The organism is Paenibacillus sp. J22R3 (genome assembly GCF_056269305.1).
Genome location: NZ_JBWDNS010000002.1, coordinates 51,831 through 77,828 on the forward strand (window position 1 = coordinate 51,831; position 25,998 = coordinate 77,828).

Sequence of the window (25,998 nt, forward strand, 5' to 3'; positions counted from 1 at the left end):
CAACTCATAACTTAATTACATGAAGCAACTAATACGGCTGGGTTATGGAATACAAATACAACAACTAGGAGTGGTGACAATGGAAGTTATGTTCATGATCATGGGATTCAATATAGCAGCGATTGCAGTTTTAGGCATTCTTGTAAAAACTGCATTGAACATGGAATCAATTGACGAAACATATCCAACGGGTCAAACATTGAATGGAGGTGCTGTTTAATGGATACTTTTACAATCTATCTGTTCTTCTTCAGCATGCTTGCACTCCTGTTTGTCGGATTACTGGTTCCTGCCCACTATATTACAATCCCTAAAGACAATGAAAACGAAGGGTGATTTTCGTGATCCTATAGTTATGACTTTTTTACAATTAACTTTAAAAAAGGCAAGCTTCTCTAGAAGCTTGCCTTTTTTCATTTTAGCCGACCGTCTTCTGAAGATTGGCTTCAACCATCACTTTCACTTTGTCTTCGGTCAAATCGTAGTATTTGATCATCAAAACAATGCTAATTGCAGAGCCTATAACAGGGCCCAAATTCATCGTTGCCCATAGCGCATGTAGCGCAGTGGATGATTGTGTGACCGTGTGGCCGGCAACTGCGGCGGTATAGCCTGCCATACCGATGATCCACATACCTACTCCACCTGAGATGGCTGAAGAGATTTTGGACATAAAGGTTTGGGCAGCGAACGTAATTGCCTCGAAACGTCTACCGTTCGTATACGCATCGTATTCGATACAGTCCGTAAAGAACAGTGAATAGATCACAATGTAGGGGGAGGAAATCAATCCTCTTAGGAATGAGAGTACCAGATAGAAAGTAAGGCTGTCCTTCGCAAACAAATAGATGAGCAACGAAAATACGATGTTAGCAGCAAAAGAAACAAGAACTAGCTTGATTTTGCCGAATTTGCGGATGAGCATTGGGGCTAACGGCGCGATAAGCAGCATCGGCAGAATCCCAATAGCGAGCATGCTGGCGGCAGAGCTGGAATCGTTGTAGATGTCGCTTGCAACAAAAGGCGTAAGCGTCGAAGCGAAATTCGAGCCGTTCGAAATGATGCTTATAACCACGATGGCGATCAAATATTTGTTGCTCGTGACTGCCTTGAAGATTTCACGCGTCGTGGGATGTTTGGTTCCTTCATGCTTTACTCTTTCTTTGGTGAACCGAATCATGTACATCGTCAGGAACGCGATCACAGAAAAACTGAGGACGGTAATAAAATAGTTATTGTTTGTCGCCGTCAGTATGAGAGGGAAACCGATCATCGCGAGCAGGATGCCAAGCAAACCTGTGATTTTATTGAAAGATAATAGCAAATTGCGCTCTTCGGGATAAGGAGTCATAACCGTCGACAGCGCATAAGCGGGAGCGTCGGAAGCCGCATAGACCGTTCCCCAGACAAAATAGGTAATGGCTGCATAAGCGATACGGACCGCTAAGCTTTGGTCGATAAGGAAATTCTCGAAACCAAAGCACAGCACGGATAGAATCGGAACCGTATAGGCGGCTACTTTCAGCCAGGGCTTGAATTTTCCGCCCTTCAATTTGGATTTCTCGATCACAGTGGCAAGGAGAGGATCGACGAAAGCGTCCCAAATGCGCGCTGACAAGAAAATGACGGCCACGACGGTAGCTGGAATGCCTAAGGTACCGGTATAGAAAATGCCCAAAAATGAAGTGAGGATCATGAACAGAATATTCTGTCCGATAAAGAAAACGTCGTAGCTGGTTCTTTCGAAGCGCGTTGCCGCATACTTTTTTTGAGTTCTTTCCATGATGACCATCCCCGTTTGTTTATCTGGTTCTAGTTAGTGAGTGATTTTGCAATATCCATTGCCGCTTCTTCGCCAACAATATTGATCAAGAATGCCGTCGCGAAGCCTTGCAGTTCTTCCGGTGAAAGGCCCATCTCGATATCGTTGCCAGCCATAGCTCCCATGAAAGCTTGCATGAAGCCAATTGCTTGAGTTTTTGCTTCTTCGCCGCTAATTGTTGCTTGATCGAAAGGCGTTGACATCAGCTTTACCAGTCCGAGTTCATGCATATGGGCTTTTAAGCGAAGGAGGAAATCATCATAGTTCCGCTCAACCGTCCATGCAGCTTCTGCAAGCGCTTGAATGCGAGGGGAGATCATCGCTTCGAGAATCTCGCTTGTCGGAACGCGTTCTGTCCAAATCGCCCCTTCGATGCCTAGAACGTTATCGCGGGACAGATTGTGATTTCCCATGATCTTCGGCGTGTATTCATATGTTTTCCGGAGGGAGACAATACTATATGGGTAGTCAAAATACATATGGAATAGTTCGGAGAAGACCATCGGACGGCCTTTCTCATATTGCGGATAGACATAGCTTTCCTGGGCCAGTTCGATCCAATACTGCGCGGTGATGTCTTGCGAGAGAGACTTGGCCTGTAAGCTCTCGTTCCAGCAAGTGACTTGCTTTCCCTTTGCTCTTAAATAATCCGCGACTTTGTTCGTGAATGCTCCCTGCAGGTCTTCGATCTCTTCGAGATGAAGATGGTTCATCATGGCTTTGCAGTGCGGGCATTCTTTCCATTTCACTTTAGGAGCTTCGTCTCCGCCTAAATGGATTCTGCTGGAAGGGAAGAGTTCTACGATTTCATCCAACGCTTTATAAATCCATTCATACGTGCTATCTTTGCCCGCACACATGATCACCTTGTAAACGCCCATCTTCTCGGCTACCTGAATTTGTTCATCTAGGCAGCTGAGCCCCGGATATGCCGCGATCGCGGCGGATGCATGCCCCGGCATGTCGATTTCGGGGATGATCTCAACCCCTCTGCTGGCTGCAAAAGCTACGATCTCGCGGATTTGATCGTGTGTGTAATACTCACCGCGGGAACCGATTTCATTCAGCTTCGGAAAAACTTTGCTTTCAATCCGCCAGCCTTGGTCTTCCGTGAGATGCCAGTGCAGAACGTTAAGCTTATACAGGGACATCTCTTCGATTATTCGTTTCATTTGCTCGACATGGAAGAAATGGCGGCCGACGTCAACTAACAAACCGCGATGCGAATACTTCGGCCAATCCGTGAAAGCAATGCCTTGAAGTTTCTTGCCGTTATTTATATCTTGCGCTTCCGAGAGCATTTGAAACAGGGTGCTCAGCGCCCAGGCCATTCCTTGCTCGTCAAAGGCTGATAAACAGATGCCATTAGCGCTTACGCTCACAGAATAAGCCTCATTAGATGGAGAAGGGTCCTTGATCAGAGTGATATCGACTTTCTCGGAATCGCTTACATACCCATCTAAATGAAAAGCTTCTTTGACACGCTGGAAGAAAACTTCAACGGCCGACAATTGAAATTCGCCGATTTCCACTTTGAATCCATGTTGCAACTGATAATGCACATCATGAATAACCGAATTGCCGTTAATCCTTGGTATCGTAAGCATAATCAATCCTCCTTTGATACGCTCATAATATCTCGCAATTTGCAAATAATCAATATAAATTACACATAGTGAGTAATTTGTTGGGTGAAATAAACCCATCCCTCAAAGGATGGATTCATGCCTTCAGTCCGCCAAGCAAGAGATCGACCAGCAATTTGATGCTGCTTCTGTCGTATCCGGACTCCTGTTTGATGATATCCTCGCGGAACAGTATTCGTTGAGCTAACGAGAAGATGGAGGAGAAGGTAATGAAGAATACTTCACTTAAATTGTGACTGTACTGTTTTCGAATGCTGCCGTCATCGATCCCAAGTTGGAACTCGGTGAGGAATTGTTCAACCATATCCCCATAAATGGATATAATGCCTGTTTCATTTTCTCCATAACCTTTATGGAAATAGTAATCAAATTGCATCATAAACAAGACGTCATCTTCACTTCTCAGCATATAATCCAAAAAGTAGTGGAAGAGATATTCGATTCGAGCATAACCGGAATTCATATAATCAGGAATGTTAGGCGATATCTTCTGGAATTCGCCGAGTATGTTGTTGATTAACTCTATAGCTACCGCTTCTTTGTTATGGTAGTAATAATACAGCGTGCGCCGCTGAATGGACGAGGCTTCGGCGATGTCCTGCATGGTCACGTTTTGAATGCCTTTATCAATGAATAGCCGATAAGACTCGTTTAATATTTTAGTCCGCTGAAGCTGTTTCGTTTTGCTTTCATCATGTTTCATCTCGAGTTTCCCTCGTTTACTTAGCTTGGACTATATGTTCTTAACTATCTCATATGAGTATGTATTTATTATACATGATTTCTCTTCAACCATATAATTAGATTCAAGTTGGGAGATAGTGTAACTGATTAATAGCTCATAAGTTATCTTATATAAACGATTAGGTATTATACACAGTAGCTCTTCCCCACTATAATTAGGACTAATTTAAACATGAATCCATCCTTTGAAGGATGGCTTTATTTTACGCCTTAAATTGCACATATCGTGCAATTTATATTGATAATTTGCATTTTATGAGTCATAATAGGCGAGTCAAAGGATTGAAAGGGGTTACGTGGTTCACTTGAAAGAATTCGAGACTTACCTGGAAAGAGAGTTTTCTAGGTTGTTTAAATTATACAGAGGAAAAGGCTCCTCGAGGACAACGGTAAGAATCGTAAATAACTCATTTTATGTCGTATTCGACTCAAGGAAGACTTGGTTTGAAATGTGCGTATTTGAGTTTCTGGACAAGCACGAATTGACGAAACAGTACCTAGAGTTTAACAAGAAGCACATTTTCCCCTTAGTCACTGAGATGCTCAGAGGCTTGGACGGCTCGCTTGAAGTTACCGGTTATGAAGTCAGGCACGAGCTCGAGTATACGTATATGATTCTTACACTTAACAAAAACATCGAAGAAAAGATCGTGCGAAAGGAATTGAAATTTCCTTCGCTAGCAGCAACCGAGTCGTCAGACGGAGAGTCGCTCTAACGATTTCGGGGTTGCCATACGCCGCTACTGACAACTAAAGCGATGAGCAGAAGGGTCAGCAGGATACAAATCAGTTCTCCATTTACTTGTAAATGGGGGCCGGTTTCCTGCTGGCCTTTTTTATATCCATTTACGTTCATTCAGGATTCCTCCCAGAGGAGATGTCCTTTTTGATATAGCTTGTCATGAGGGGGTTTAGAGGTTCACGTAAGTCAGCAAGTATACATCAGAGGAGGATTTACATGGGTAAGAGGATGAAACAAGCGAAGAGAACTGCAACTCTCTTAGCGCTAGGCTCGATACTTCTAAGCGGTGCGTTGCCTCAAAACTTAATGCATGCGCATGCTGCTGAGCAGAGCCAGCAAAGTGAAACAAGCGGGACATTCAGTGCAGAGGAAGTAAACCGTATTCTTGACGGTCTTACTCCTGAGCAGAAGGGAAGCATCAATAAACTCACTGGAGCAGACACTTCCCAGAAACTCCATGTTGATCCGAAGGATTTACGCAGTAACAAGAATCTCAATGTGATCGTTCAATTCAAAATAGATCCCGCCAAAATCCAAATCATCAAGCAATTATTGGCCAATGGCGGCGCTGCTGTAACGGGCCAAGCGTTCGAGGGTGATTACGCGTCGGCGCAGCAAAAGGTCGAAGCTTCTCATGCCGAATTTAAAAACTTTATTAATACGCAAGTAAAGCCGCAAATCGTTGGCGGCAGAGCTGTCAGCTCGAACATGAGAATCTCGAGAGAGTACTCGGAAGCGTTTAATGGCGTTGCGCTGTCTCTTCCTGCAAATCTATTAACCCAGGTTGCTGATAGTCCTCTGGTTGCTTCCGTGTGGTCTGTTGTTGAATACGAGGCGTCGGATGAATCTGAGCCGGTGATAGACGATTCCGAAGGAAGTTCAGAAGGTGCAACAGACGGTGCAACTGATGGTGCAACTGATGGTGCAGCTGTTGATGATACTGAGATCGACATGACCGAATTAACGGATTCATCCGCAGGCCATCCTACTACTGGTCTGCGTTTGATGGGAGTCGATCTGCTTCAAGCAGAAGGTCATACAGGGATCATTAAATCCGGTGACCGTGAAGGCCAGCGAGTAAAGGTCGGCGTATTGGATACAGGGATTGATTACAATCACCCGGATCTAAAGGATGTATACGCAGGCGGACATGACTTTGTCAACAATACAGTCGATTCCGACGGAAATATTATCTATACGGATGACCTTGATCCGATGGAAACGATATACGACGATTGGCTTTACGCTAAAGCTCATCCGAATCCTTTCGAAGGAGCGGCTCCAGCGGATTACAAGAAATATATTACTGAACATGGAACGCATGTATCGGGTACAATTGCTGCTCGTACAACCGATAATAACGCACAATTGTCAGCTAATGGCGTAGCGCCGGATGCTGCCATTTACGGCTATCGTGTATTAGGACCTGGCGGTCACGGTACATCGGATTCTGTTCTGAACGGGATCGATCAAGCTGTAAAAGATGATATGGATGTCATCAATCTATCTCTTGGCGCGCCTATTAATGACCCGTACTATCCAACAAGCATTGCCATTAACAATGCTTCGCTGATGGGTGTTACATGCGCCATTTCCGCAGGTAACTCAGGACCGGGTGTAGCAACCTTAGGTTCCCCTGGTACATCGCCGCTTGCGATTACAGTTGGTGCAAGCTCGATACCGGGAGAGATACCGGTCATGACCGTCCAAAGTGGATCAGGGTCCTACCAAGTTCGATTGTTTGGTAAATCCTACACACAGGCAGACGATGAATTGTCAGGGCAAACCTTGCCGATCGTTGATGTCGGTGCAGGTACGATGGCCGATTATGCAGGATTGGATATGACAGGAAAATTAGCGCTCGTTAAACGCGGCGGCGAATATATGACGCAAAAAATGGCGAACGCCGTAGAAGCAGGCGCTGCAGGGTTGGTTCTTTGGAATAACGCTGACGATCCGGATACCCAAGGCTATGTATCTACGTTCTTAGGCTCAAAGCTGTCTCATGTCTACGCGATTTCATTGACCAGAGTACAGGGTGAAGCGCTTTCGGCAGCCGTTCAAGCGAACCCTAGTGCAGCGACTCTTTCTTTCCCAGCTAAGCTTGATGCGCCATATATCAAGAATGGGGATGAGTTGGCGTCCTTTAGTTCGACAGGTCCAGTCAAGAACTGGGAAATAAAGCCGGACGTTGTTGCACCCGGTGTAGATATTATGTCTACTGTCCCTTATGATGTTTGGACACCGCAAGCAGACGTAGAAACCAAAGATTATTCGTATGCTTACATGCCGATGTCCGGCACTTCAATGGCGTCGCCGCACGTTGCAGGTATTGCAGCGCTCGTATTGGCGGCTCATCCGGATTATACGCCGGCAGACATCAAGACTGCGTTAATGAACACAGCGAAAGACGTCAATACAAGCTCGCTCACGTACAGCGTATACCAAGTCGGCGCAGGACGCGTTGATCCTGCACGCGCTGTTAAAGCGAATGTTAAAATTCAAGTCCTGGACAAAGCTGTTACCTACGGTACTGCAGGAGATCAAACGACGCAGAAAGTACTTGATCATCTGAACGGAAGTCTGTTCTTCGGATTTAAAGGACGGGGAGAAGGAGCAGCTGTTGGCTCTGATGACGTCATTCAGTCGAAGGACTTCAATGTTGTCAATAGGGGAACAGGCAGCAAAACGTTTCATCTGAGCACATCGTTCATTTCGACGAAGTTCGCGAAATCGAATCAAGTTGGACCGGGCACAGGCAATGATGTAACCATTGCATTCTCTGCTGACGGTTCGGAAACTTCTTCCGTTCAGGTAGGCGCCGGCAGCTCGGTGAAAACAACGGCTCAAATTACAGTTCCGGCCAATGCATTAGACGGCACTTATGAGGGTTATATCAGGGTTGTGAATGCCGATGACGAGACGGAATCGTATCGTATTCCGTTTACAATTACCGTTTCCGTAAAAGGAATCGATTTTAATTTGACTGTCAAAGCGATGACACTGTCAGAGCGCTATACAGGAAACTATAACCCTAATAATATGGGGCCAGGAACCTCGCTGTACAACTTCTCTGTTAATAGCGCAATGGAGAACATCTATATTGTATTAAAAGATAAAGATGGCAATTATTTGGGATTGGCTCAAGATGTACAGGCTGTCGACGCTGCAGGTCCCGGTGTCATTTACGGCCCACTCTTACTGCTGACAGGCGGACTTTATTTACCATTTACAAAGGAATTTGATGGCACGCTTGATCGCTCCGGCATAGCAACGACGGCAGCTGTAATGAAGGAAGGCGCTTATTCCGTAGAGATAATCGCAACAGACACTGCCGGAGGTCACTATACAGCTGAAGACACGCTCTATGTTGATTATCAAGCACCAACGATTACGATGGATGAAGATTCAAAGCCAGGGATTTATGAGATCGACTCTACAGGCTATCAGCCTGGACAAGAGATTAAGTCTTTCTATGGCACGATTTACGATTCGAATATCGAAGTGATGAAGAATAACGGTGAAACCTCGGTTCCGAGTCTTGATGATCCCAATGCGCCTGCGCCTATCGATCAGGCACTGAACGTTGTCTGGGGCTATCAAGACGGTACATTCCCGACGACATTGTTCCGTACAGATGCGCAAGGCCGCTTCCATTTCGGCCTAACGCCTGAGGATATTAGAGAACAAGGCAGTGAATTCTTTATCTATCCGGTCGACTATGCAAATGCCGGTGATCTGTTAACTACGAAAAAGCAGTATTATTTCATCAAGAAAGGCTCTCCATATGTAACGGTTACATCATCAAACGGTGTAGACGCTGAACTGGAAAGCCAAGGCAAGGTTGTCGTAGAACCGGGCAAAACGTTCAAAGCGACAATCGCGACCAAGAATGGTATTGGCATGTCGGGCGGATCGTTTACTATTAATAATAGTAAACTCTATACGTTCAGCAATATCAGGCTGGCACCGGAGTATAAGGCTTATCTTCAGAGCAAAGGAATTGACACGACTGCGGTTCTGCACGAAGGAGAGCCATATTCTGATTCACACAAAGGTGGCATTTCCACAGATATTACGATATCAGGGATTAGCGCGAACGGCGCTATTGAAGCGGATATGAACATTTTGGAAGCCGATGTGAACTATACGTATCCACTTCCATATGTTGGATGGGAAAACTATGTGGTTACGGAGTCCAAGCTAACATTTGGCGGCAGCGACAAGACGCTTCCCGCATTCCCAACAAATATGGTCTATGTGAAACAGCCGACTTCTATGATGACTGGCGGTCTATTCGCGGAGTCGTTCCTAGAAAATTCGCTAAGCGGGAGCTTTAAGAATGTCACGGTGGCATCTGGGGCTTCGGTTACGGTTACGGATGAGCATGGAACGAAATATACAACAGATCAGCCTACAGCGGTAGGAAACACGATTGAATATGCAGGTAATACTTCCGGTACGTACGCTGTCTCGATGGGTGTCAGCACAGCGCCGTACAACGTTGAAATCAGCATGCCGGGACATTTCAAGGGTTATGTAACAACGCCTGTTATCGGTTACATTCGCTATGGCTATCAATCGGGCTACTCTTACGATCACCCATCCTATCAGACACCGTCATTATTAGGTGGAGATGTCAATGGCGATGATGTAATCGACATGAAGGATGTTATTGAAGAGATCAAGGCTTATGTTGAATATAAGGCCAAGACCGATATGGGAGATTCCAAACTGGTCAGACAGACTTTCCTGGCCCAGAACAGAAGCAAGGATATTTACTGGGTCAACCCGCTGTCCATTAGCGGTTGGGCGATTGATTACAATGACTTCTACTATATTTTCAAAAACTTTGGCAAAGTCAATGAGAGCGCGAAAGCGGCAGGTAAGACGCTTCCAACTCCGCAGCTCACATTAACGAATGAAGTGATCATAAAGTCGTCCTATACGGATCAGTATCCGGCCTATTTCCCGCCACTTACGTTAGCGGCCGGCGACGATATTACGAAAATCACTCAAAAGCTTAATTTTGCAGGTCCAAGACAGCAGACATCCGTAACGACGCTGCCGACGTTGGATGAGTTGAAGAACGGCTCTAATATTACTTTAATTCCAAGCAGCTCCGTCTTCATGGACGACGTTGTTTGGAGAAATGCAATTACGAGGGTTCAGCTTCAACTTGGAAGCAACGTGTTTAAAGATGTGCCTTCCGAGAAATTAAATATTTCAGAAGGATATACGTACTTCGATCCACAAAAAGGCCGAATTTTCGTACCGTCCAAAATTACGCTGTCAGGATCGTTGTTTGCTACAGCGGGTACGTATAAGGTAAAGATCATAGCTGATGGATATAAAGATGTGGATACGAGCTTCTCAATTGCCGCAACGCCAATTGCGACGCCTGTCATTCCATTGGTGACGGATCCGTCCAAAGCGCATCTAGGCAAAGATCTAACGTTAACCTTTACCGATGATCCGAAATGGCGCAGCGGCATTAATAAAATCGTCGTGAAGACAGCGAATTTCGCAGCTGGAGTCGATATCACGGATAATACGGATGGCAGCGGCAATAAGTATTACGACATCAGTACGCCAGGACAAATTACATTTAAGGCCGGACTATTCAAGACGAATGCGGCTGCAGTTAGCCCTACATCGCCTATTGAGCCCGGCGGAACGAATGATTTGCCACAACTGTATAAATTTGAAATCAGTTCGACAGGCGATGACGGTACGATTTACCCGCTCGTGACCGCTGGATTAGATGCGAATGGCGGGACGGGACAAGCGGTTGGATACAGCGTTAACTTCGATACGCAAGGTGGAGCTCCGGTTGCACCGATCGCGGTGGGCTTCAATCCGTCCAAAACAAGAAACGGAGCAGACTACCTCTTTAACGGTGCGTACGTTGGCGGATTGAAAAATCCAAGTGCAACTAGAGCTGGATACACCTTTATTGGTTGGTATAATGATCCAGAAGGTACGAAACAGTGGGATCCAAACGATTGGTTGACTGGCGATAAGACGGTTTATGCGAAATGGCAAATGAATGTTTCGCAGAACTATTCGCCTGTTGATCAAGCGAAGCCGAATGGCTATAAGTTCGACGGTACAAATTCGAGTGTAAACGGAATGGGCTGGGTGCTCGGAGAAGGACCCCTGAAAATCAGCATTCCGGACGTTACAACGAACGTTTCGTGGTTGTCGAACAAGGTGAATATCGCGAAGATCGAAGCTTCTTACTATAAGATTAAGAGCGATGGCACTACTGAGACGACGCCTACCACTTATACGCTCGATCCAAGCACGTACGAATTCTTGCTCGAGAGCGGCAATGGAACGCTATCCTTTAAGACGGCTACAGAGGCCTATGCAACCGCGCATCCGAGCGAGAAATTTGCATTCAGCGCAGCGACAAGCTTATCCTTTGGCAGCCCGTATCGAGGATATAAGGTAACCATTACACCGGCTGATTCTACGAATCAGGCGATCCAAATTCCGGATGTAAAACTCGGCTACAGACGCCACATTGATTTGAACGGCGGAGCGTTAAATAGCATAAACGACAGCTATTTCTTCGACGCGGTTGTAAACGGAAAAGCATTCGCGCCGGATATGTCGAATGCCATGAAACATGTAACCAATGGCAATCTTTCCGTCAGCCCAACGCTTTATCTGGATGCTGCAGGCACTGCCGGAAATACGTCACCGATTTCCCAAAGTAATGGTATCTACTTGACGGATAATGCGACTTACTACATGTGCTGGATTAAGACGCCTCCAACGGTAGTGAAGGATACTTCTAACAATATCGTTGGCAGTGACATTACGTTATCCTTTACGGATGACGGCAAATGGAAATCGAATATTAAATCCGTTAGCATTGGCTCCAAAACATTGGTTAAGGATACGGATTATAAGATTTCGGCCAATGCCATTACGCTTGATAAATCTTTGTTTACGGTTGGTCAAAAGATCAATGTGACGATCGTATCAGAAGGCTACGTAGATGCAGTTGTCACAGATCAAATTGTTGGTCACATGATTACATTCGAGTCCAACGGCGGAGAGGCTGTCGCGTCTCAGGTTGTTGATTCGCGTGTAACGAAACCAGCTGATCCGGCTAAGGTTGGCTTTAAGTTCACAGGCTGGTATACGAACGCGCAATTAACGACGCCGTTTGATTTTACTAGCATTGTTACGGGATCAAAAACGCTCTACGCTAAATATGCATTGGCAACATCACTTGTAACGACCGACACGACAGATAATGCTCTTGGCAATGCGATGACGCTTGAATTCAGCGACTCTGATTGGGCAAAAGCAATTACAGGCATTAAGGTTGCGGGATCTATTGTCCCTGCATCGAAATACACTGTAGACGCTGCTGCAGGAACGATTACATTGGATAAGAGCCTATTCACAAAAGCAGGGGATTACAGCATCAGTATCAGTGCAACCGAGTATGCGGATGTAACGGTTATCCAAAAGGTCATTATTGGCTATCTGATTCATTTCGTCATGCCAGATGATGCTCCATTTGAAGCAATTCAAGACCAAATTGTTGTTCGCAGAATTACGCCGCCGGTTGTAGTCGGCTATGATCCGACTTGGTTTGCGGATGAAGAGCGTACGATTCCTTGGGATTTCACAAGCTCCATCTATTCGGCGAAGACGGTTTACGGGAAATGGGCGATCGCTAAGTACACCGTTACTTTCGATAAGCAAAACGGAGACTTAGCAGAGAGCGTTGTAGCTGAGCACAACACGCTCATTACGGCTCCTGATGCTCCGACAAACCCGGGTTACATCTTTGGCGGTTGGTATAAAGATGCAGGCGTCACGCAGGCTTGGAACTTTACAACCGATAAAGTAACGGCAACTACAAGATTGTATGCAAAGTGGAATCCGATTGTAGTCGTTGGCGGTGGAACGCCAATCACGCCTCCACAAGGGTCTGCGGAAGCGGATATCAAAGAAATCACATTGCCGGATGGAACGAAGGGAATTGAGGCGAAACTTACTCCTGAGCAAGCGGTTAAAGCAATTGCAGACGCAGCAACGGGAGCAGTAAAAATTATCATTCCTGATACGGCCGGCGTAACGAACATTAAAGTATCGCTTCCTAAGGATGCGGTACAAGAACTGGCTCATGCGAAGAAAGATCTTATTATCTCGGTCATGGGCGTGGAAGTCAACATTCCAAGTGAATCATTAACCAATGCTTCCGGGGATGTAACCTTTACGGTTCACCTTGCGAGCGATGAGAAGAAACACGAAGTAACCGACAATGCGAAGAACCTGCCGATCATGAAAGAAATCACTGGCGGCAGCGAGATTTCGATCATCGGTCAGCCGATCGAAATCGACACGCAGCTTCAGAATAAGCCTGTCACGCTTACATTGCCACTGGTAAATCTAACGGCCGATCAAGCCAAAGATCTTGCGATCTACATCGAGCACAGCGACGGCACGAAGGAGCTTGTTCAAGGCAAGGTTGTGAAATTGGATAACGGACAGCTGGGCATTCAGTTCACAACGCACAAGTTCAGTACGTTCTCCGTCGTGAAAGTCGATGGCATAGATAAGTACTTCAGTGTCACAGCGAAGGCTTATGTAAACGGATATCCAGACGGCACCTTTAAGCCTGAAGGGAAAATTACGCGTGCTGAAGCGGCTAAGATTCTGGCAACGATTGCGAATAAGCCAGCAACAGGCGCAGCGATTACATTCAAGGATGTTGCTGCAGACTACTGGGCGCATGATGTCATTGCGGCCGTAACTCAAATGGGACTCATGAAGGGTTACGAAGATGGCACATTCCGCGGCAATCAAGAGATTACCCGCGCGGAATTGGCTGCAATTATCGCACGTTTGTTGGGGAATGCTGAGCCAGCTGCAGCAAGCCGGTTTACGGATATTTCCGGTCACTGGGCAGAGGCAGCCATTCAGCAAGCCTCAGCGGCAACTATCATTAAGGGTTACCAAGACGGAACGTTCAAACCGGATCAATCCTTGACCCGCGCTGAAGCTGTCGTCATGATGAACCGTTATCTTGGCCGCACGGTCACGGTACCGGTTGTTCAGCCGACTTGGTCTGACGTCGCGGCTTCTCATTGGGCATTCAATGATATTGAAGCGGCTTCTCACGATCAATAAGTAATAGAAAGTGTTCCGTTCAAACGGTCACTGAAAAATAAAGAAGTACGGTCACACTCATGAACAATGAGGAGACCGTACCTTTTTATTTTATAGGCGTTCACCATTCAAGACTCTTGAAGTAATCGATAACAAACTCACGAAACTTCTGAGCTGCAGAGGACAAATAATGCTTTCTGGACCAAGCAAGGCGCAGAGATATGCTGCCACCGAGATCTGTTATTTTTATCCTGTTCGGTGTTAGATCCATTCTTGTTCGCCAAGCCAAATCAGGAGCGAAAGCAATGCCATGTCCTTTTTTCAACAACAGCAGCACCGCATCTACATCATCAACCTCAATCGTCGTCCGGGGAGTAAAGCCGGCAGCATTCATAGACAAGCGGTCTGTCAGATTCCTGAACCAGTACCCGGTATGTAATCCAATGAACGTTTCCTGTTTCAGATCATTTAACGAGACGCTATCACGTCCGAATAAAGGATGATGATCGGGCACGAACAGATGGATTTCTTCCGTTCGCAGCAGCTCACACTCGATATCAGCCCCTTCCATCCTCGCAAACGTAAGACACATATCGATTTCTCCGTTTTCGAGCATTTGGTTCATGACATCTGTAGGCTCTACGATTTGACGAAAGTTCACATTCGGATGCAGCTGCAAGAATGCGCCAAGCATTTCCGGCAAGAGGTTCGTTAGGGAGACTGCAAGCGTGATGATTCCCAGGTCTAATCCGGACATGTCCCGAATTTCCCGCTCGGCTTCCTCCAGCTCCTGAAAGGCATGTTCGACCCGCCTAAGAAGCACCTTTCCATATGCGTTTAAGCGGATCGTGCGGCCTTGTCGGTCGAATAAGGGGACGCCGAAATGCTCCTCCAGTCTGGAGATTGTTCGGCTCAGTGAGGGCTGGGCGATTTGTAAAATCTCCGCTGCCTTGGTCATCTGTTCTAGTTTGGCCGTTGTTACAAAGTATTGCAATTGAAGCAGCTCCAACTGTGATATCCTCCTACGATTGATCATCCATATGATGCGTATAACATGAATTTGATAGCTTCGGATCTATAACAGATATCAATTTAAGTATTATACATTATTTCTCATTATCCCTATAATTAGATCGAATTTGTTATAGCAATGAAAAAAAAGTTGTCGATTTGTAAAAGGGGTATCTGGACAACACGAGGGGTAACAGAGCAGTGGAGATATCAGCTTGGTTGAAAATCATGTCAGTCGTATCAGGGACTATGTATCTGGCTGCAACAGTAATTCTGCTGCTCGTTATATTCTTGCTATTTATGTTCTCAAGGTTGCGTAGCGTTCAACAGGAGTTAGAGAGAAAGAATGTACAGCTTATAGAGTCTAAGGAAAGCGCAGAATCGGCGAATCGGGCAAAAAGCCAATTCATGGCGAATATTAGTCATGAATTTCGTACGCCGATGAACGCGATCATGGGTCTTAACTATCTGCTGCAGCGAAGCAAGCTGACTGATCAGCAGAAGGACTACGTAGATAAATCGACCAAATCGGCCAAAGCCTTGCTGGTTACGTTTAATGATATTTTGGATTTTTCGAATATCGAGGCCGGGAAGATTCAGCTAGAATATGCCGATTTTGATTTATATGAAGTACTTGGCACGGTTTCCGATATGGTCAGCTTTAAAGCTTACGACAAAGGGCTTAAGCTGTGCTTTTCCGCCCATCACAGCGTACCGAAGAAGTTGAAAGGCGATTCATTTCGTTTAACTCAGATCTTGCTGAACTTAACGAACAATGCCATTAAGTTTACGGGTGCAGGGGAGGTTTCCGTTTCCGTACGTGCATTGGCTGCAGAAGAGCATACAACGACGCTTCGTTTTGACGTAAAGGATACAGGAATCGGCATTGCAGCAGACAGTCAAAATCAGCTGTTTCGTGCGTTCACCCAAGCCGACATGTCCACAACCCGGAGGTTCGGGGGATCTGGGCTTGGTCTGGTAATCAGTAAGAAACTAGTTGAAATGATGGACGGGTCAATAGGCTTTCATAGCGAGGAAGGGGAGGGGATCAATTTCTTTTTCTCGGTGAGATTGCATACCGTCATCTAATTGGCTGCAACAGAAGAATCATTCATGTAGAAGGCACTGCCCCTGTTGTGGAAGTGCTTTTTTTTGTATTTACGCAGGATTCGACATGTTCCTTACATCAATTACCCTGGATTAGGGAGGGAATTTCCATGAGATATAGAATGTTATTACCTTTGTCTAACTCCAGTACGTCCAACAATGCTATTACAATGAGTTCGGGGGATCAGCATGAGTATATTCAAAGCGCCGTTTAAAGCGGGTATTTTTACAAAGCTGCTGCTATCATTTCTAGTCGTAATCATTCCGATTTTTAGCATTAGCATCTTTATCATCCAATCCGCCGAGAAGAACATGCGAGAGGAATTGTCGCAATCCGTCCTAACGAATGTCCATTTCTATATGAGTTCGTTTGAGAGCGAAATGGCTCGTATTATCCAGATCAATAAAGAGCTTATTTTCAACGAAGATTTTCTCAAAATTCGAACGATCGCCGCGGATATGGACGATTACACAAGAGTTCAGACGATTCTTAAAGTGAAAGACAGGCTAAATTTACTGAAAACATCTAGTTTATACGTCGACAATGTCAAGGTATACATTCCTTCCATGGAGAGAGGGATATTCTCTAACAGCTACGACAATCACATTCCGTCAGACGAGCTAAACGCTCTAAAAATGTCAGGACGCTCCGGATCGAAGATCACGTACTGGGAGAAGGGGCTCTTTCTGAGTGAAGTATATCCCGATCCGTTTCAGAAGCTGCCTTTGACGATTGCGCTTGGAGTCGATCTATCCACGAAGAAGATTCAGGAAACGCTTCGTCAAATCGTCGACATGGATGGGGCTGGCGCCTCCTTTATTAATGTGCAACAGAATTGGACATTTTCGGATGGGAAAAACGATCAAATCTCGCCTGAGTTGAGGAAGTTCCTAAACAACCCGGCTATTAGCGGAAGATCGAGTGATCAAGGCAACATCAACATGAACGGCATGAATTACTTGATTACGTACGAATACTCGAAGCTTCTGGACACCTATTTAGTTGTGTATATTCCTGCTGATGAAGTGTTGGGACCACTGGATACTTACCGTAAATTTCTATGGCTGTTGTCTATTCTATCCACCATTATTATCGTTGCATTTTCTTATTGGATCTTCCGCTTAATTCATCGGCCGCTCAAACGGCTTGTCACTTCTTTTCGCAGGGTGGAAAAGGGGGATTTGCAGGTAGAGATTGACCATAACTACAGCGACGAATTCAAATACTTATACGGACAATTCAATGCCATGGTTAGCCAGTTGCATAAGCTGATCGGTGAGGTTTATGAGGAGCGGATTCGTTCCCAACAAGCGGAGCTTAAACAGCTGCAGTCTCAGATTAATCCGCATTTTCTATACAATAGCTTCTTTATGCTGCAGGGACTTGTTCGGATGCGCAATATTGAAACGGCGGAACAGCTTATTCAACACCTCGGAGACTATTTCAAATTCATTACTCGAACGGGAAATGAAACCGTCACGCTCGATCAAGAGGTACACCACTCAAAGGCTTATACAGAGATACAGACACTGCGTTTCTCCAGACAAATCAGAGTGGAATGGGAGGAGCTGCCGGAGGCGTTCAAGAAGGTGCCTGTTCCTAGGCTTATTCTGCAGCCCGTTATTGAAAACGCCTATGTGCATGGTCTGGAAGACAAGGTTTCGAATGGCTTGCTTTCAATAAGGTTTGAAATAGAGGACGAAGACTTATTGATTAAAGTGGAGGACAATGGGGAGAACATTTCGGAAGCGGGTCTTGATGACTTGCGAAATCGGATACAATCCCATGTTCTGGAGAAAGAATCCACCGGTATTCTGAACGTGCATCGACGCCTAAAATTAAGATATGGCGAGCAGTATGGACTATCTGTGTCTCGAGGAGCAGAGGGTGGCGTTCGGGTGGAGATGAGATTATCTGCTAAGGGGGTTGAGAAGGTTGTATAGATTACTCATTGTTGACAATGAACCATTTATCGTAGAAAGTGTTCTCGATTTGTTTGAAAGACAGGCCATTCCTGAATTGGAGCTGCTTAGCGCCTACTCCTCTGCGGAAGCGCTCGGCTGTATGCGAACGGTTAAAATCGATATTGTTTTGTCGGATATTCGAATGCCGGGCATGAACGGCTTAGAGCTCCATCGCGAAATTATCAAATATTGGCCGCGATGTAAGGTGATTTTTCTAACGGGCTACAACGATTTTGATTATATCCACGAAGCGATGCGTAACGGAGGCGTCGATTACTTATTAAAGACTGAAGGAGAAGAGGCGATCGTCGCTTCCGTTCAGAAAGCACTGACGGCTCTATCAGAAGCGGTCGAGGCTGAAGCGTATATTGCTAAATCGAAGCAGCAGATGCAAGCGATAACACCATTGCTGCAGAAAGAGCTGCTTATGGAGCTTGTACAAGGGGGGACGCTTGCAAACGGCGCGCTGAGCCGAAGCTTTGAGGAAGCTGACATTGAACTTGATCCTACTAAACCTGTCGTTGCTATGATCGGCAGGATAGACAATTGGAAGGAAGACACGCGTCCTTTTGACAAATCGTTATATCTATTTGCCATTCAGAACATTGCGAAGGAATATCTGGCGGCGAAGGTGCAATTCATTTCGTTTGATTTTGAGAGAAAAACAAAGCTGTTATGGCTGATTCAGCCCGAAGAGCAGACGGGAACCCTGTCAGCCGCCGAGCTTGCCGAGCTGGAACAGCGATGTCTTATTTTTCTTAAGGGAACGGCAGAGATGATGCAAGATTCTTGCAGTGTCTTGCTCAAGCTGAATCTATCCATTGCCATTGGCGCTTCGTTCAAGGCGTGGGATCGCATATCGGAGCAATTTGAGCATTTGCAGCAGCTCCTAAACCGGGGGCTTGGGCTAAGTCAGCAGCTGCTGCTTATAGAGCCAACCATAACCATTACCTCAGCCGATCAAATAGAGCATGATCAACGAAAGCAGCTCAAGAAGCTGAATTTACTGCATACCTTGCTGGAGAACGGGCAGAAGGAGCAATTTATTGCTGAATATGTTGGCATTATGACAGCGTTGACAGCGTGCGCGGCTGCTAAGAATGCAATAAAGACGGAAGTTTATTTCACGCTCGTCTCCATCTTCTTATCTTATATCAACCGCTGGGAAGTTCAGAGTGAGGTTGGAGGCCGAGTCAATTTGGGTAAAATGACCGCCCTTGATTGTCATGATAACTGGAAGGAAGTAGTGGATTATTTCTATAAGCTGGCGGAAGCGCTGTTTGAGCACAAACAGGCAGGCAAAGGAAATCAGGAGCATGATGTGATTCGGATGGTGCAGCGTTATGTTCAACAGAACATAGCAGGGGATTTGACGCTTAATCGCATCGGTGATGTGGTTGGACACAATCCTTCGTATCTATCTCGATTATACAAGCAAGTCACGAATGAAGGCTTGTCCGACTATATTATGTCGGCGAGGCTTGCGAAAACCAAAGAACTGCTGGAAGAAAATCGCTTGAAAATCCATGAAATTTCTACTTCTGTCGGTTTCTTATCGGAGCAATCGTTCTTCCGCTTCTTCCGGAAGGCCTTGCAGATGACACCGCAGGAATATCGAGATAGTGTCGTGATGTCTAGAAATGCGAGTGCAAAGTAAAGAATGGCGAATAGCTGGCCGCCCCTTCGTCTACTTATAATCAACTTGTGAGCAAAACATTCAAACCTAGGGGGTTTACGAAATGGCAAGAAAGGAACGGATTACACTCTTCGCCGCTTGCTTACTTACAACTTCGCTTATGCTTTCGGCATGCGGGGGAAATAACAATGCGGGCAATGAAGCTTCGAAGCAGTCGACAGACAGTGAATCGACAACCGCAAATAACAGCGCAAATACAAACAAGACATCGACCAACACGGACGCTGAAGGCACGGTTGACCCATTCGGAAAATACGATCCGCCTATTACCGTACATTCGGTTCGTATGGCCCTCCCGGCAGATCGCTTTGAGAATGGCGATACGAATGAGAATAATGTTTGGACTAGAGAATATGAAAGCGCTCTAGGCATTAAACTTGAGTACGATTGGCTGGGCGACCCGAGCGGTGATAGCAATAAATTAGATATTTCCATCGCTTCTAATGACATTCCGGATGTATTCGGCGTCACTACGAAGCAGATGAACCAGCTGGTAGAAGGCGAGCAAATTCAGGATTTAACAGAGGTGTGGGAGAAGTACGCTTCGCCTGCGCTGAAGGAATTGGGAAATCAAGACGGAGGACTTGCGCTCAAAGCGGCTACCTTCGATGGCAAACTGATGGCGATTCCGAAATTCGGCGGAAACATCACAAGCGCAGATATTCTGTGGATTCGTACAGATTGGATGGAAAAATTGGGCATGCAGCCGCCGAAGACGATGGATGAGCTGCTCAAAATTTCTGAAGCATTCATGACCAAGGACCCGGACGGGAACGGCAAGAATGACACATTCGGCCTAGCGATCAGCAAAGAGCTTAGTGGTCTGACTGGCTTCTACAACGGATTCCACGCATATCCCGGCATTTGGGTGAAAGACGCATCAGGTAAGCTGACGAACGGAAACATCGCTCCTGAAATGAAAACAGCATTAGGGGAGCTTCAGAAGCTGTATAAAGCAGGCTTCTTGGATAAAGAGTTTGCCGTGAAAGATGGCGGTAAAGTAATTGAATCCATCTCTCAAAACAAAGTAGGGATCTATTTCGGCGCAAACTGGTATTCCTACTGGCCGTTTAACGATGCCAGAAAACAAAATCCAGGCATGGAATGGAAGCCGTTCCCGATCGTTTCCGCAGATGATAAGCCGGCAATTGCTGGCGTAGGCTTCCCGGTATATGAATATTATGTGGCCAAAGATGGCTTCGAGCATCCTGAAGTGATCGTGAAAATGCTAAACCTATGGCTGGAACGCGCTTATGGCCAGACGGCGGATTGGACGAAGTACTCCGTATCCGCTAAAGGAACAGAGCTCTTCCAATACCCGGTATTCCAAGTATTCGCACCTAATAAGGACGTTCCGGATAACTACCTTGCGGTTAAAGGGGCAGTGGAATCCAAAGATACGTCTGCGTTGAATCCGGAGCAGAAGTCGCTGTACGAGAAAATTACGGCGTTTATGAACGGCGACCAAGAACAATGGGCTACTTATCGCCAAGCAGGTCCGACGGAATCTTCATTCGAGGTATTGGCCGGTTATAAAGATACCTTGCTTACGACGGGTTACCTAGGCGCCAATACGCCGACGATGGTTGAGAAACAAGGCGTGCTGGACAAATTGCAGAATGAAACCTTTACCAAAATCATTATGGGCGCTGCCCCTATCGAAGAATTCGATAAGTTCGTCGAGCAATGGAAGAAGCTGGGCGGCGATCAAATTACAACTGAAGTGAATGATTGGGCAGCGAAGCAGTAATAGGAAGTGAATAGAAAGAGAGAGGAGAGTCCCTCACTCCTCTCTCTTTACTTTTATAGGGAAACTAGGAGGTGCCTCCGTGTATAGAAGGTTGAGAAAGGAACTTCCGCTGCATGCCATGATTTTTCCCAGCTTTATTTTTGCTCTGATTTTCAGTTACTTCCCTATGGTTGGGATCGTGCTCGCCTTTCAAAAGTTTATTCGCCTTAAAGGCAAGGGGTTAATGGGCTTTTTCCACTCCAAGTGGGTAGGGTTCGATAACTTTGAATATATTTTCATGATGCCGGATACGATGCTGGCGATCCAGAACACGCTCATCATTGCCTCTATTAAAATTGTTGTCGGTCTGATTGTTCCTATTACGATCGCGCTGCTGCTCAATGAAGTTCGAAACGCGTTAATTAAGCGCGGCATTCAGACGCTGATCTATTTGCCTCACTTTCTGTCCTGGATTATCTTAGGTGGGATATTAATTGACATTTTGTCTCCCGAGTCAGGTATTGTTAACCAAGTTATTAAGAGTCTGGGTTTTGAACCTATCTTCTTCTTGGGCAGCAATGATTGGTTCCGGCCTGTTCTGATTATTTCGGATGTGTGGAAGGAGTTCGGCTTCAGTACGATCGTCTATCTGGCGGCGATTACAAGCGTGAACCCGTCCTTATATGAAGCGGCTGTCATCGATGGCGCTACACGCTGGCAGCAAACCAGGCATATTACGGTTCCGTCCATTTTCCCAATTGTGATCCTGATGATGACGTTAAGCTTAGGCAATGTGCTTAATGCCGGATTCGATCAAATTTTCACCCTGTATAATGCGACCGTATACGAAACAGGCGATATATTAGATACGCTTGTCTATCGTACCGGTATCGTTAACGCGCAATACAGTGTTGCAACGGCGATGGGACTGTTTAAATCCGTCGTGTCCTTACTGCTGATCAGCATTTCGTATTGGCTCGCGTACCGACTATCCAACTATCGCATATTTTAGGGGGACAAACCTATGTTTCATCGTCCGTCATTTAAATACCGTACGTTCAGCGTATTTAATCATGTTTTTCTTATTCTGTTATCGCTCTTATGTCTGGCTCCGATGGTGCATGTACTTGCGATTTCATTCAGCACCAGCACTGCCGCGTCCGCCGGGCTAGTCAAGCTTTGGCCGGTAGATGCGACGGTGGCGTCTTACTCGTTTATTTTTTCGAACTCTCAGTTTGTGAAGTCGTTCCTTATTTCGATAGAACGCTGCGTTCTTGGTGTATCGATCAGTATGTTCTTTACGATTCTGCTGGCGTATCCCTTATCCAAGGAAATGAAGGATTTTCGGTTTCGGACCTTGTACGCGTGGTACTTCATGTTTACGGTTCTGTTCGGCGGCGGACTTATACCTTGGTATATGACGATTAAGATGTTCTCGCTCGACAACTCGATATGGGGACTAGTGCTGCCGGGAGCGGTACAAGTGTTTAATGCCGTTCTCATGCTGAATTTCTTCCGCGGCTTGCCGAAGGAACTGGAGGAGTCCGCATTCATTGACGGGGCTTCGCATTGGACGACATTGTGGCGAATTCTTGTGCCGATTTCGATGCCATCGATTGCGACCATCCTGTTGTTTGCCTTTGTCGGTCAATGGAACTCCTGGTTTGACGGGCTGATTCTGATGAAGTCACCGGACAAATATCCGCTTGCTACTTATTTGCAGACGATCATCATCAAACCCGATTTCAACAAAATCAGCATGCTGCAGGCGAAGCATATGTCCGAGATTTCCGACCGTACGACGAAAGCCGCTCAAATTATCGTAGGCTCATTGCCGATCTTGCTTGTATATCCGTTCCTGCAAAGGTTCTTCGTAAAAGGAATCGTTGTGGGAAGCGTTAAAGAGTAGCACTGGGATCACTAGAATCATCATTCATTCGTCTGAGAGGACTGTATATTAACATGCAAATGGAAAAGTTGGGGCGCAAATGGCGTATATTCGTCATTCATCATTCTCATACCGATATCGGCTATACAAGAAGACAAGAAAGAATCGAGCAATTCCATGTCGATTTCATTCGGCAAGCCCTGCAAATTACGAAGCAAATCGAGCAAGGGCAGAAAGCGGAGTGGATAGGCTTCAAGTGGACGTGTGAAACCTTCTGGGCTGTGGAGAAGTTTCTGGAGGAAGCGAGCGAAGAGGAGAAGCGTGACTTCGCGGAAGCTGTTCGCAGCGGCGATATCGAGCTGTCCGGGACCTATCTCAATATGACAGAGCTCGCCGATTACGATTTGCTGCAAGCGATTCATTCCAAGGCTGCGGAATACGGAAGAAACGTTGGCCGGCACGTGGATTCGGCCATGACCGCTGACATTAACGGCTACAGCTGGGGCTATGGACAAAGCTTGTTGGATTCCGGTGTGCAGCATTTATTCTCCTGTATCCATACGCATCACGGCATGTTCGCTCTGGGAAAGAAACAGACGCCTTTCTGGTGGGAGACGCCAAAAGGAGAGAAATTGCTTGTCTGGAACGGGGATCATTATTTCTTAGGCAACGAGCTGGGCATGTGTCCGGATGCCGTAGGCAGCTACATCATTCGCGATGAGTTCCATACGCCGGCGATTGTCAGCAACCACGATGAAATTATGGATACACGGATTGAGCGCTATTTAAGCTTGCTTGAACAAGAGAACTATCCATATGATTTCGTGCCTGTAACGGTCTCGGGCCTTGCGACGGACAACGGGGCGCCGAACGGAGCGATTATGGACGTCATCAACAGGTGGAATGCTCGTCATGGGGAACAGGTACAGATTCAAATGGCGACCTTAAGCGAGTTTTTCCGGCATGTGAAGAGTCAGCCAGTCGATATTCCTGTGCATGCCGGGGATTGGCCGGATTGGTGGACGGATGGTGCGGGCTCGACTCCGATGCATACGCAAATCTTCAAGGATGGTCAACGCGTGCTTCGCAAGGTAAAGCGCCTTGACCCGGAGCAGCGTATTGTAAGCCGCCGGGAGCTTGACGAAATTGAGCGTCAGCTCGTCATGTACGCGGAGCATACATGGGGATTCCACACCTCCGTTCATCAGCCATGGCACTTTAATGTTCAAATGCTTGAGGTGCGTAAGCTTGCTTATGCCGCGAATGGAAGCCGTCTGGCTCATTCGGCGTTAGATAAAGTGCGAAATGCGAAAGGCGGCACACTGCTTCACACCGGCCGCGCATTCCGTTATCTTGTAGCGAATACGGAGCTCCAGCATTCCAGGCAGCTTGTGGAATTGGAATGGGACGGGTTCGAGAATGAAATCTTCAAGAACGGTATTGAAATCATCGATGAAAGCACGGGCCTTGTCGTTCCTCATCAGCCCGGTTATCAAAGTGTAACGATCGAAGCTAGTCTGGAGCCAGGTGAGCAGAAGGCGTATAGGCTTCGTCCGGCCAATGTGTCGAAGGCGAAAACAACGAATAATTACCGGCTGCTTGCCACAGATGGCGTTGATGACGTCGATGACATGTTCCCAAGCGGTCGAACGGAGAGCACCGTTATCGCAAACCAGTTTTCGATTGAGTCTGCATTTGTTCGTATTTGCTGGACGGAAGAGGAAGGCATTATTTCCTGGATCAACAAAGAGACCGGGGAAGAACAGATTCGCGAAGACAGGAAGCACGGGGCGTTCACACCTGTTTATGAAGTGACACCGGGCGTTTCGGCTCGCGGTTCGATGGGGCGCAATCGGAAAGGGATGAACGTTCGCCGTTCGGCCGGGCGCCTCGTAAAAGTGAAACTATTGGAAAACGGACCGATGTTCGGTTCCGTAGAGCTGCGGTTTGAGCTTCCGGGCGTAAGCTATTATTCATTGTTCTTAAAGGTATTTGCGACAGTCAATCGTGTCGACGTTGCGGTTCGGCTTCATAAAGACTCCGTGTGGGAACCGGAAAATGTCTATTTCTCCTTGCCGTTTACATCCGGATCGGATCGCGAAGAGACGCTCTGGATCGAGAAAGCGGGCGCGCTGGTTCGTCCATGGGTAGACCAAATACCAGGCTCGCTCCTTGATTTTACTTGCATCCAAGAAGGACTTGCTTATGTGAGTGATAAAGGCTCGCTTATGCTGGCAACTCCGGATACGCCGCTTCTGCAGCTGGGTACGTTGGAGTACGGCAAACGTTTGCTGCATACACAACAATCAGAAGAAATGAAACCTGAGCTTTACATATGGGCGATGACGAACTACTGGGAAACGAATTTCAAAGCGACACTAGGCGGCTTCTATGAGTTCCGCTACAGCTTGGCATGGAGCGAGAATGTCAAATCGGCTGCCGAAGCAATTGGGCATTGCCATACCATGGGCGCAGGACTGACCACTTGGCGCATTGGAGAGGACGAGTAG

At 46.5% G+C, this 25,998-nt stretch carries 15 protein-coding genes; 10 read left to right on the forward strand and 5 right to left on the reverse strand.

What is annotated here, in order from left to right; all coding sequences use genetic code 11:
• The first annotated feature begins 79 nt into the window (after nucleotides 1-79).
• A complete protein-coding gene (locus tag AC0YN4_RS08625) occupies nucleotides 80-220 on the forward strand; it encodes a hypothetical protein (protein WP_475781070.1) in 141 nt (46 codons plus the stop codon).
• 198 nt (nucleotides 221-418) lie between these two features.
• Here AC0YN4_RS08625 and AC0YN4_RS08630 read toward each other — a convergent pair whose 3' ends face one another.
• From AC0YN4_RS08630 to AC0YN4_RS08640, 3 genes are all read right to left on the reverse strand, one after another.
• Nucleotides 419-1,783: an MFS transporter gene (locus tag AC0YN4_RS08630; protein WP_475781071.1), complete on the reverse strand. Its 1,365-nt coding sequence runs from the start codon at nucleotides 1,781-1,783 to the stop codon at nucleotides 419-421.
• A gap of 29 nt (nucleotides 1,784-1,812) precedes the next feature.
• Complete coding sequence (locus tag AC0YN4_RS08635; protein ID WP_475835611.1) at nucleotides 1,813-3,429, reverse strand: beta-N-acetylhexosaminidase; 1,617 nt, start codon at nucleotides 3,427-3,429, stop codon at nucleotides 1,813-1,815.
• A gap of 115 nt (nucleotides 3,430-3,544) precedes the next feature.
• Entirely contained in the window at nucleotides 3,545-4,171 is a 627-nt protein-coding gene (locus AC0YN4_RS08640; protein ID WP_475781073.1) for a TetR/AcrR family transcriptional regulator, read from the reverse strand.
• A 490-nt stretch (nucleotides 4,172-4,661) separates the two neighbouring features.
• Between AC0YN4_RS08640 and AC0YN4_RS08645 the strand changes: the two genes are divergently transcribed.
• Nucleotides 4,662-4,928: a hypothetical protein gene (locus AC0YN4_RS08645; RefSeq protein ID WP_475835612.1), complete on the forward strand. Its 267-nt coding sequence runs from the start codon at nucleotides 4,662-4,664 to the stop codon at nucleotides 4,926-4,928.
• Here the strand turns inward: AC0YN4_RS08645 and AC0YN4_RS08650 are convergent.
• On the reverse strand, nucleotides 4,925-5,068 hold the full coding sequence (locus AC0YN4_RS08650; protein WP_475781075.1) for a hypothetical protein: 144 nt from the start codon (nucleotides 5,066-5,068) through the stop codon (nucleotides 4,925-4,927). The genes AC0YN4_RS08645 and AC0YN4_RS08650 overlap by 4 nt on opposite strands.
• 102 nt (nucleotides 5,069-5,170) lie before the next feature.
• Here AC0YN4_RS08650 and AC0YN4_RS08655 point away from each other — a divergent pair, with 102 nt between their 5' ends.
• Nucleotides 5,171-14,113: a S8 family serine peptidase gene (locus tag AC0YN4_RS08655; RefSeq protein WP_475835613.1), complete on the forward strand. Its 8,943-nt coding sequence runs from the start codon at nucleotides 5,171-5,173 to the stop codon at nucleotides 14,111-14,113.
• Nucleotides 14,114-14,213: 100 nt separating this feature from the next.
• Here AC0YN4_RS08655 and AC0YN4_RS08660 read toward each other — a convergent pair whose 3' ends face one another.
• Nucleotides 14,214-15,101: a LysR family transcriptional regulator gene (locus AC0YN4_RS08660; RefSeq protein ID WP_475781077.1), complete on the reverse strand. Its 888-nt coding sequence runs from the start codon at nucleotides 15,099-15,101 to the stop codon at nucleotides 14,214-14,216.
• Between the two features lie 302 nt (nucleotides 15,102-15,403).
• Between AC0YN4_RS08660 and AC0YN4_RS08665 the strand changes: the two genes are divergently transcribed.
• The 7 genes from AC0YN4_RS08665 (at nucleotide 15,404) to AC0YN4_RS08695 (ending at nucleotide 25,998) form a co-directional block, all read left to right on the forward strand.
• Nucleotides 15,404-16,192 (forward strand): ATP-binding protein, encoded by a 789-nt coding sequence (locus AC0YN4_RS08665; RefSeq protein ID WP_475836090.1) that lies wholly within the window; start codon nucleotides 15,404-15,406, stop codon nucleotides 16,190-16,192.
• 207 nt (nucleotides 16,193-16,399) lie between these two features.
• Nucleotides 16,400-18,154 (forward strand): sensor histidine kinase, encoded by a 1,755-nt coding sequence (locus AC0YN4_RS08670; RefSeq protein ID WP_475781079.1) that lies wholly within the window; start codon nucleotides 16,400-16,402, stop codon nucleotides 18,152-18,154.
• Entirely contained in the window at nucleotides 18,147-19,832 is a 1,686-nt protein-coding gene (locus tag AC0YN4_RS08675) for a response regulator transcription factor (protein ID WP_475781080.1), read from the forward strand. The genes AC0YN4_RS08670 and AC0YN4_RS08675 overlap by 8 nt, the downstream gene beginning before the upstream one ends.
• Before the next feature lie 82 nt (nucleotides 19,833-19,914).
• Nucleotides 19,915-21,621 carry an extracellular solute-binding protein gene (locus AC0YN4_RS08680; RefSeq protein ID WP_475781081.1) on the forward strand — a complete coding sequence of 569 codons (1,707 nt, stop codon included), beginning with the start codon at nucleotides 19,915-19,917 and terminating at the stop codon, nucleotides 21,619-21,621.
• Nucleotides 21,622-21,739: 118 nt separating this feature from the next.
• Nucleotides 21,740-22,612 carry an ABC transporter permease gene (locus tag AC0YN4_RS08685; RefSeq protein WP_475836091.1) on the forward strand — a complete coding sequence of 291 codons (873 nt, stop codon included), beginning with the start codon at nucleotides 21,740-21,742 and terminating at the stop codon, nucleotides 22,610-22,612.
• 12 nt (nucleotides 22,613-22,624) lie between these two features.
• A complete protein-coding gene (locus AC0YN4_RS08690; RefSeq protein WP_091221767.1) occupies nucleotides 22,625-23,509 on the forward strand; it encodes a carbohydrate ABC transporter permease in 885 nt (294 codons plus the stop codon).
• A 53-nt stretch (nucleotides 23,510-23,562) separates the two neighbouring features.
• A complete protein-coding gene (locus AC0YN4_RS08695; protein WP_475835614.1) occupies nucleotides 23,563-25,998 on the forward strand; it encodes a glycoside hydrolase family 38 N-terminal domain-containing protein in 2,436 nt (811 codons plus the stop codon).

What these genes read in the sequence shown, in the direction of transcription:
- AC0YN4_RS08625 (WP_475781070.1), top strand. Translation starts at nt 80, where the DNA reads ATGGAAGTTATGTTCATGATCATGGGATTCAATATAGCAGCGATTGCA.
- AC0YN4_RS08630 (WP_475781071.1), bottom strand. Translation starts at nt 1,783, where the DNA reads ATGGAAAGAACTCAAAAAAAGTATGCGGCAACGCGCTTCGAAAGAACC.
- AC0YN4_RS08635 (WP_475835611.1), bottom strand. Translation starts at nt 3,429, where the DNA reads ATGCTTACGATACCAAGGATTAACGGCAATTCGGTTATTCATGATGTG.
- AC0YN4_RS08640 (WP_475781073.1), bottom strand. Translation starts at nt 4,171, where the DNA reads ATGAAACATGATGAAAGCAAAACGAAACAGCTTCAGCGGACTAAAATA.
- AC0YN4_RS08645 (WP_475835612.1), top strand. Translation starts at nt 4,662, where the DNA reads ATGTGCGTATTTGAGTTTCTGGACAAGCACGAATTGACGAAACAGTAC.
- AC0YN4_RS08650 (WP_475781075.1), bottom strand. Translation starts at nt 5,068, where the DNA reads ATGAACGTAAATGGATATAAAAAAGGCCAGCAGGAAACCGGCCCCCAT.
- AC0YN4_RS08655 (WP_475835613.1), top strand. Translation starts at nt 5,171, where the DNA reads ATGGGTAAGAGGATGAAACAAGCGAAGAGAACTGCAACTCTCTTAGCG.
- AC0YN4_RS08665 (WP_475836090.1), top strand. Translation starts at nt 15,404, where the DNA reads ATGTTCTCAAGGTTGCGTAGCGTTCAACAGGAGTTAGAGAGAAAGAAT.
- AC0YN4_RS08670 (WP_475781079.1), top strand. Translation starts at nt 16,400, where the DNA reads ATGAGTATATTCAAAGCGCCGTTTAAAGCGGGTATTTTTACAAAGCTG.
- AC0YN4_RS08680 (WP_475781081.1), top strand. Translation starts at nt 19,915, where the DNA reads ATGGCAAGAAAGGAACGGATTACACTCTTCGCCGCTTGCTTACTTACA.
- AC0YN4_RS08685 (WP_475836091.1), top strand. Translation starts at nt 21,740, where the DNA reads ATGATTTTTCCCAGCTTTATTTTTGCTCTGATTTTCAGTTACTTCCCT.
- AC0YN4_RS08690 (WP_091221767.1), top strand. Translation starts at nt 22,625, where the DNA reads ATGTTTCATCGTCCGTCATTTAAATACCGTACGTTCAGCGTATTTAAT.
- AC0YN4_RS08695 (WP_475835614.1), top strand. Translation starts at nt 23,563, where the DNA reads ATGCAAATGGAAAAGTTGGGGCGCAAATGGCGTATATTCGTCATTCAT.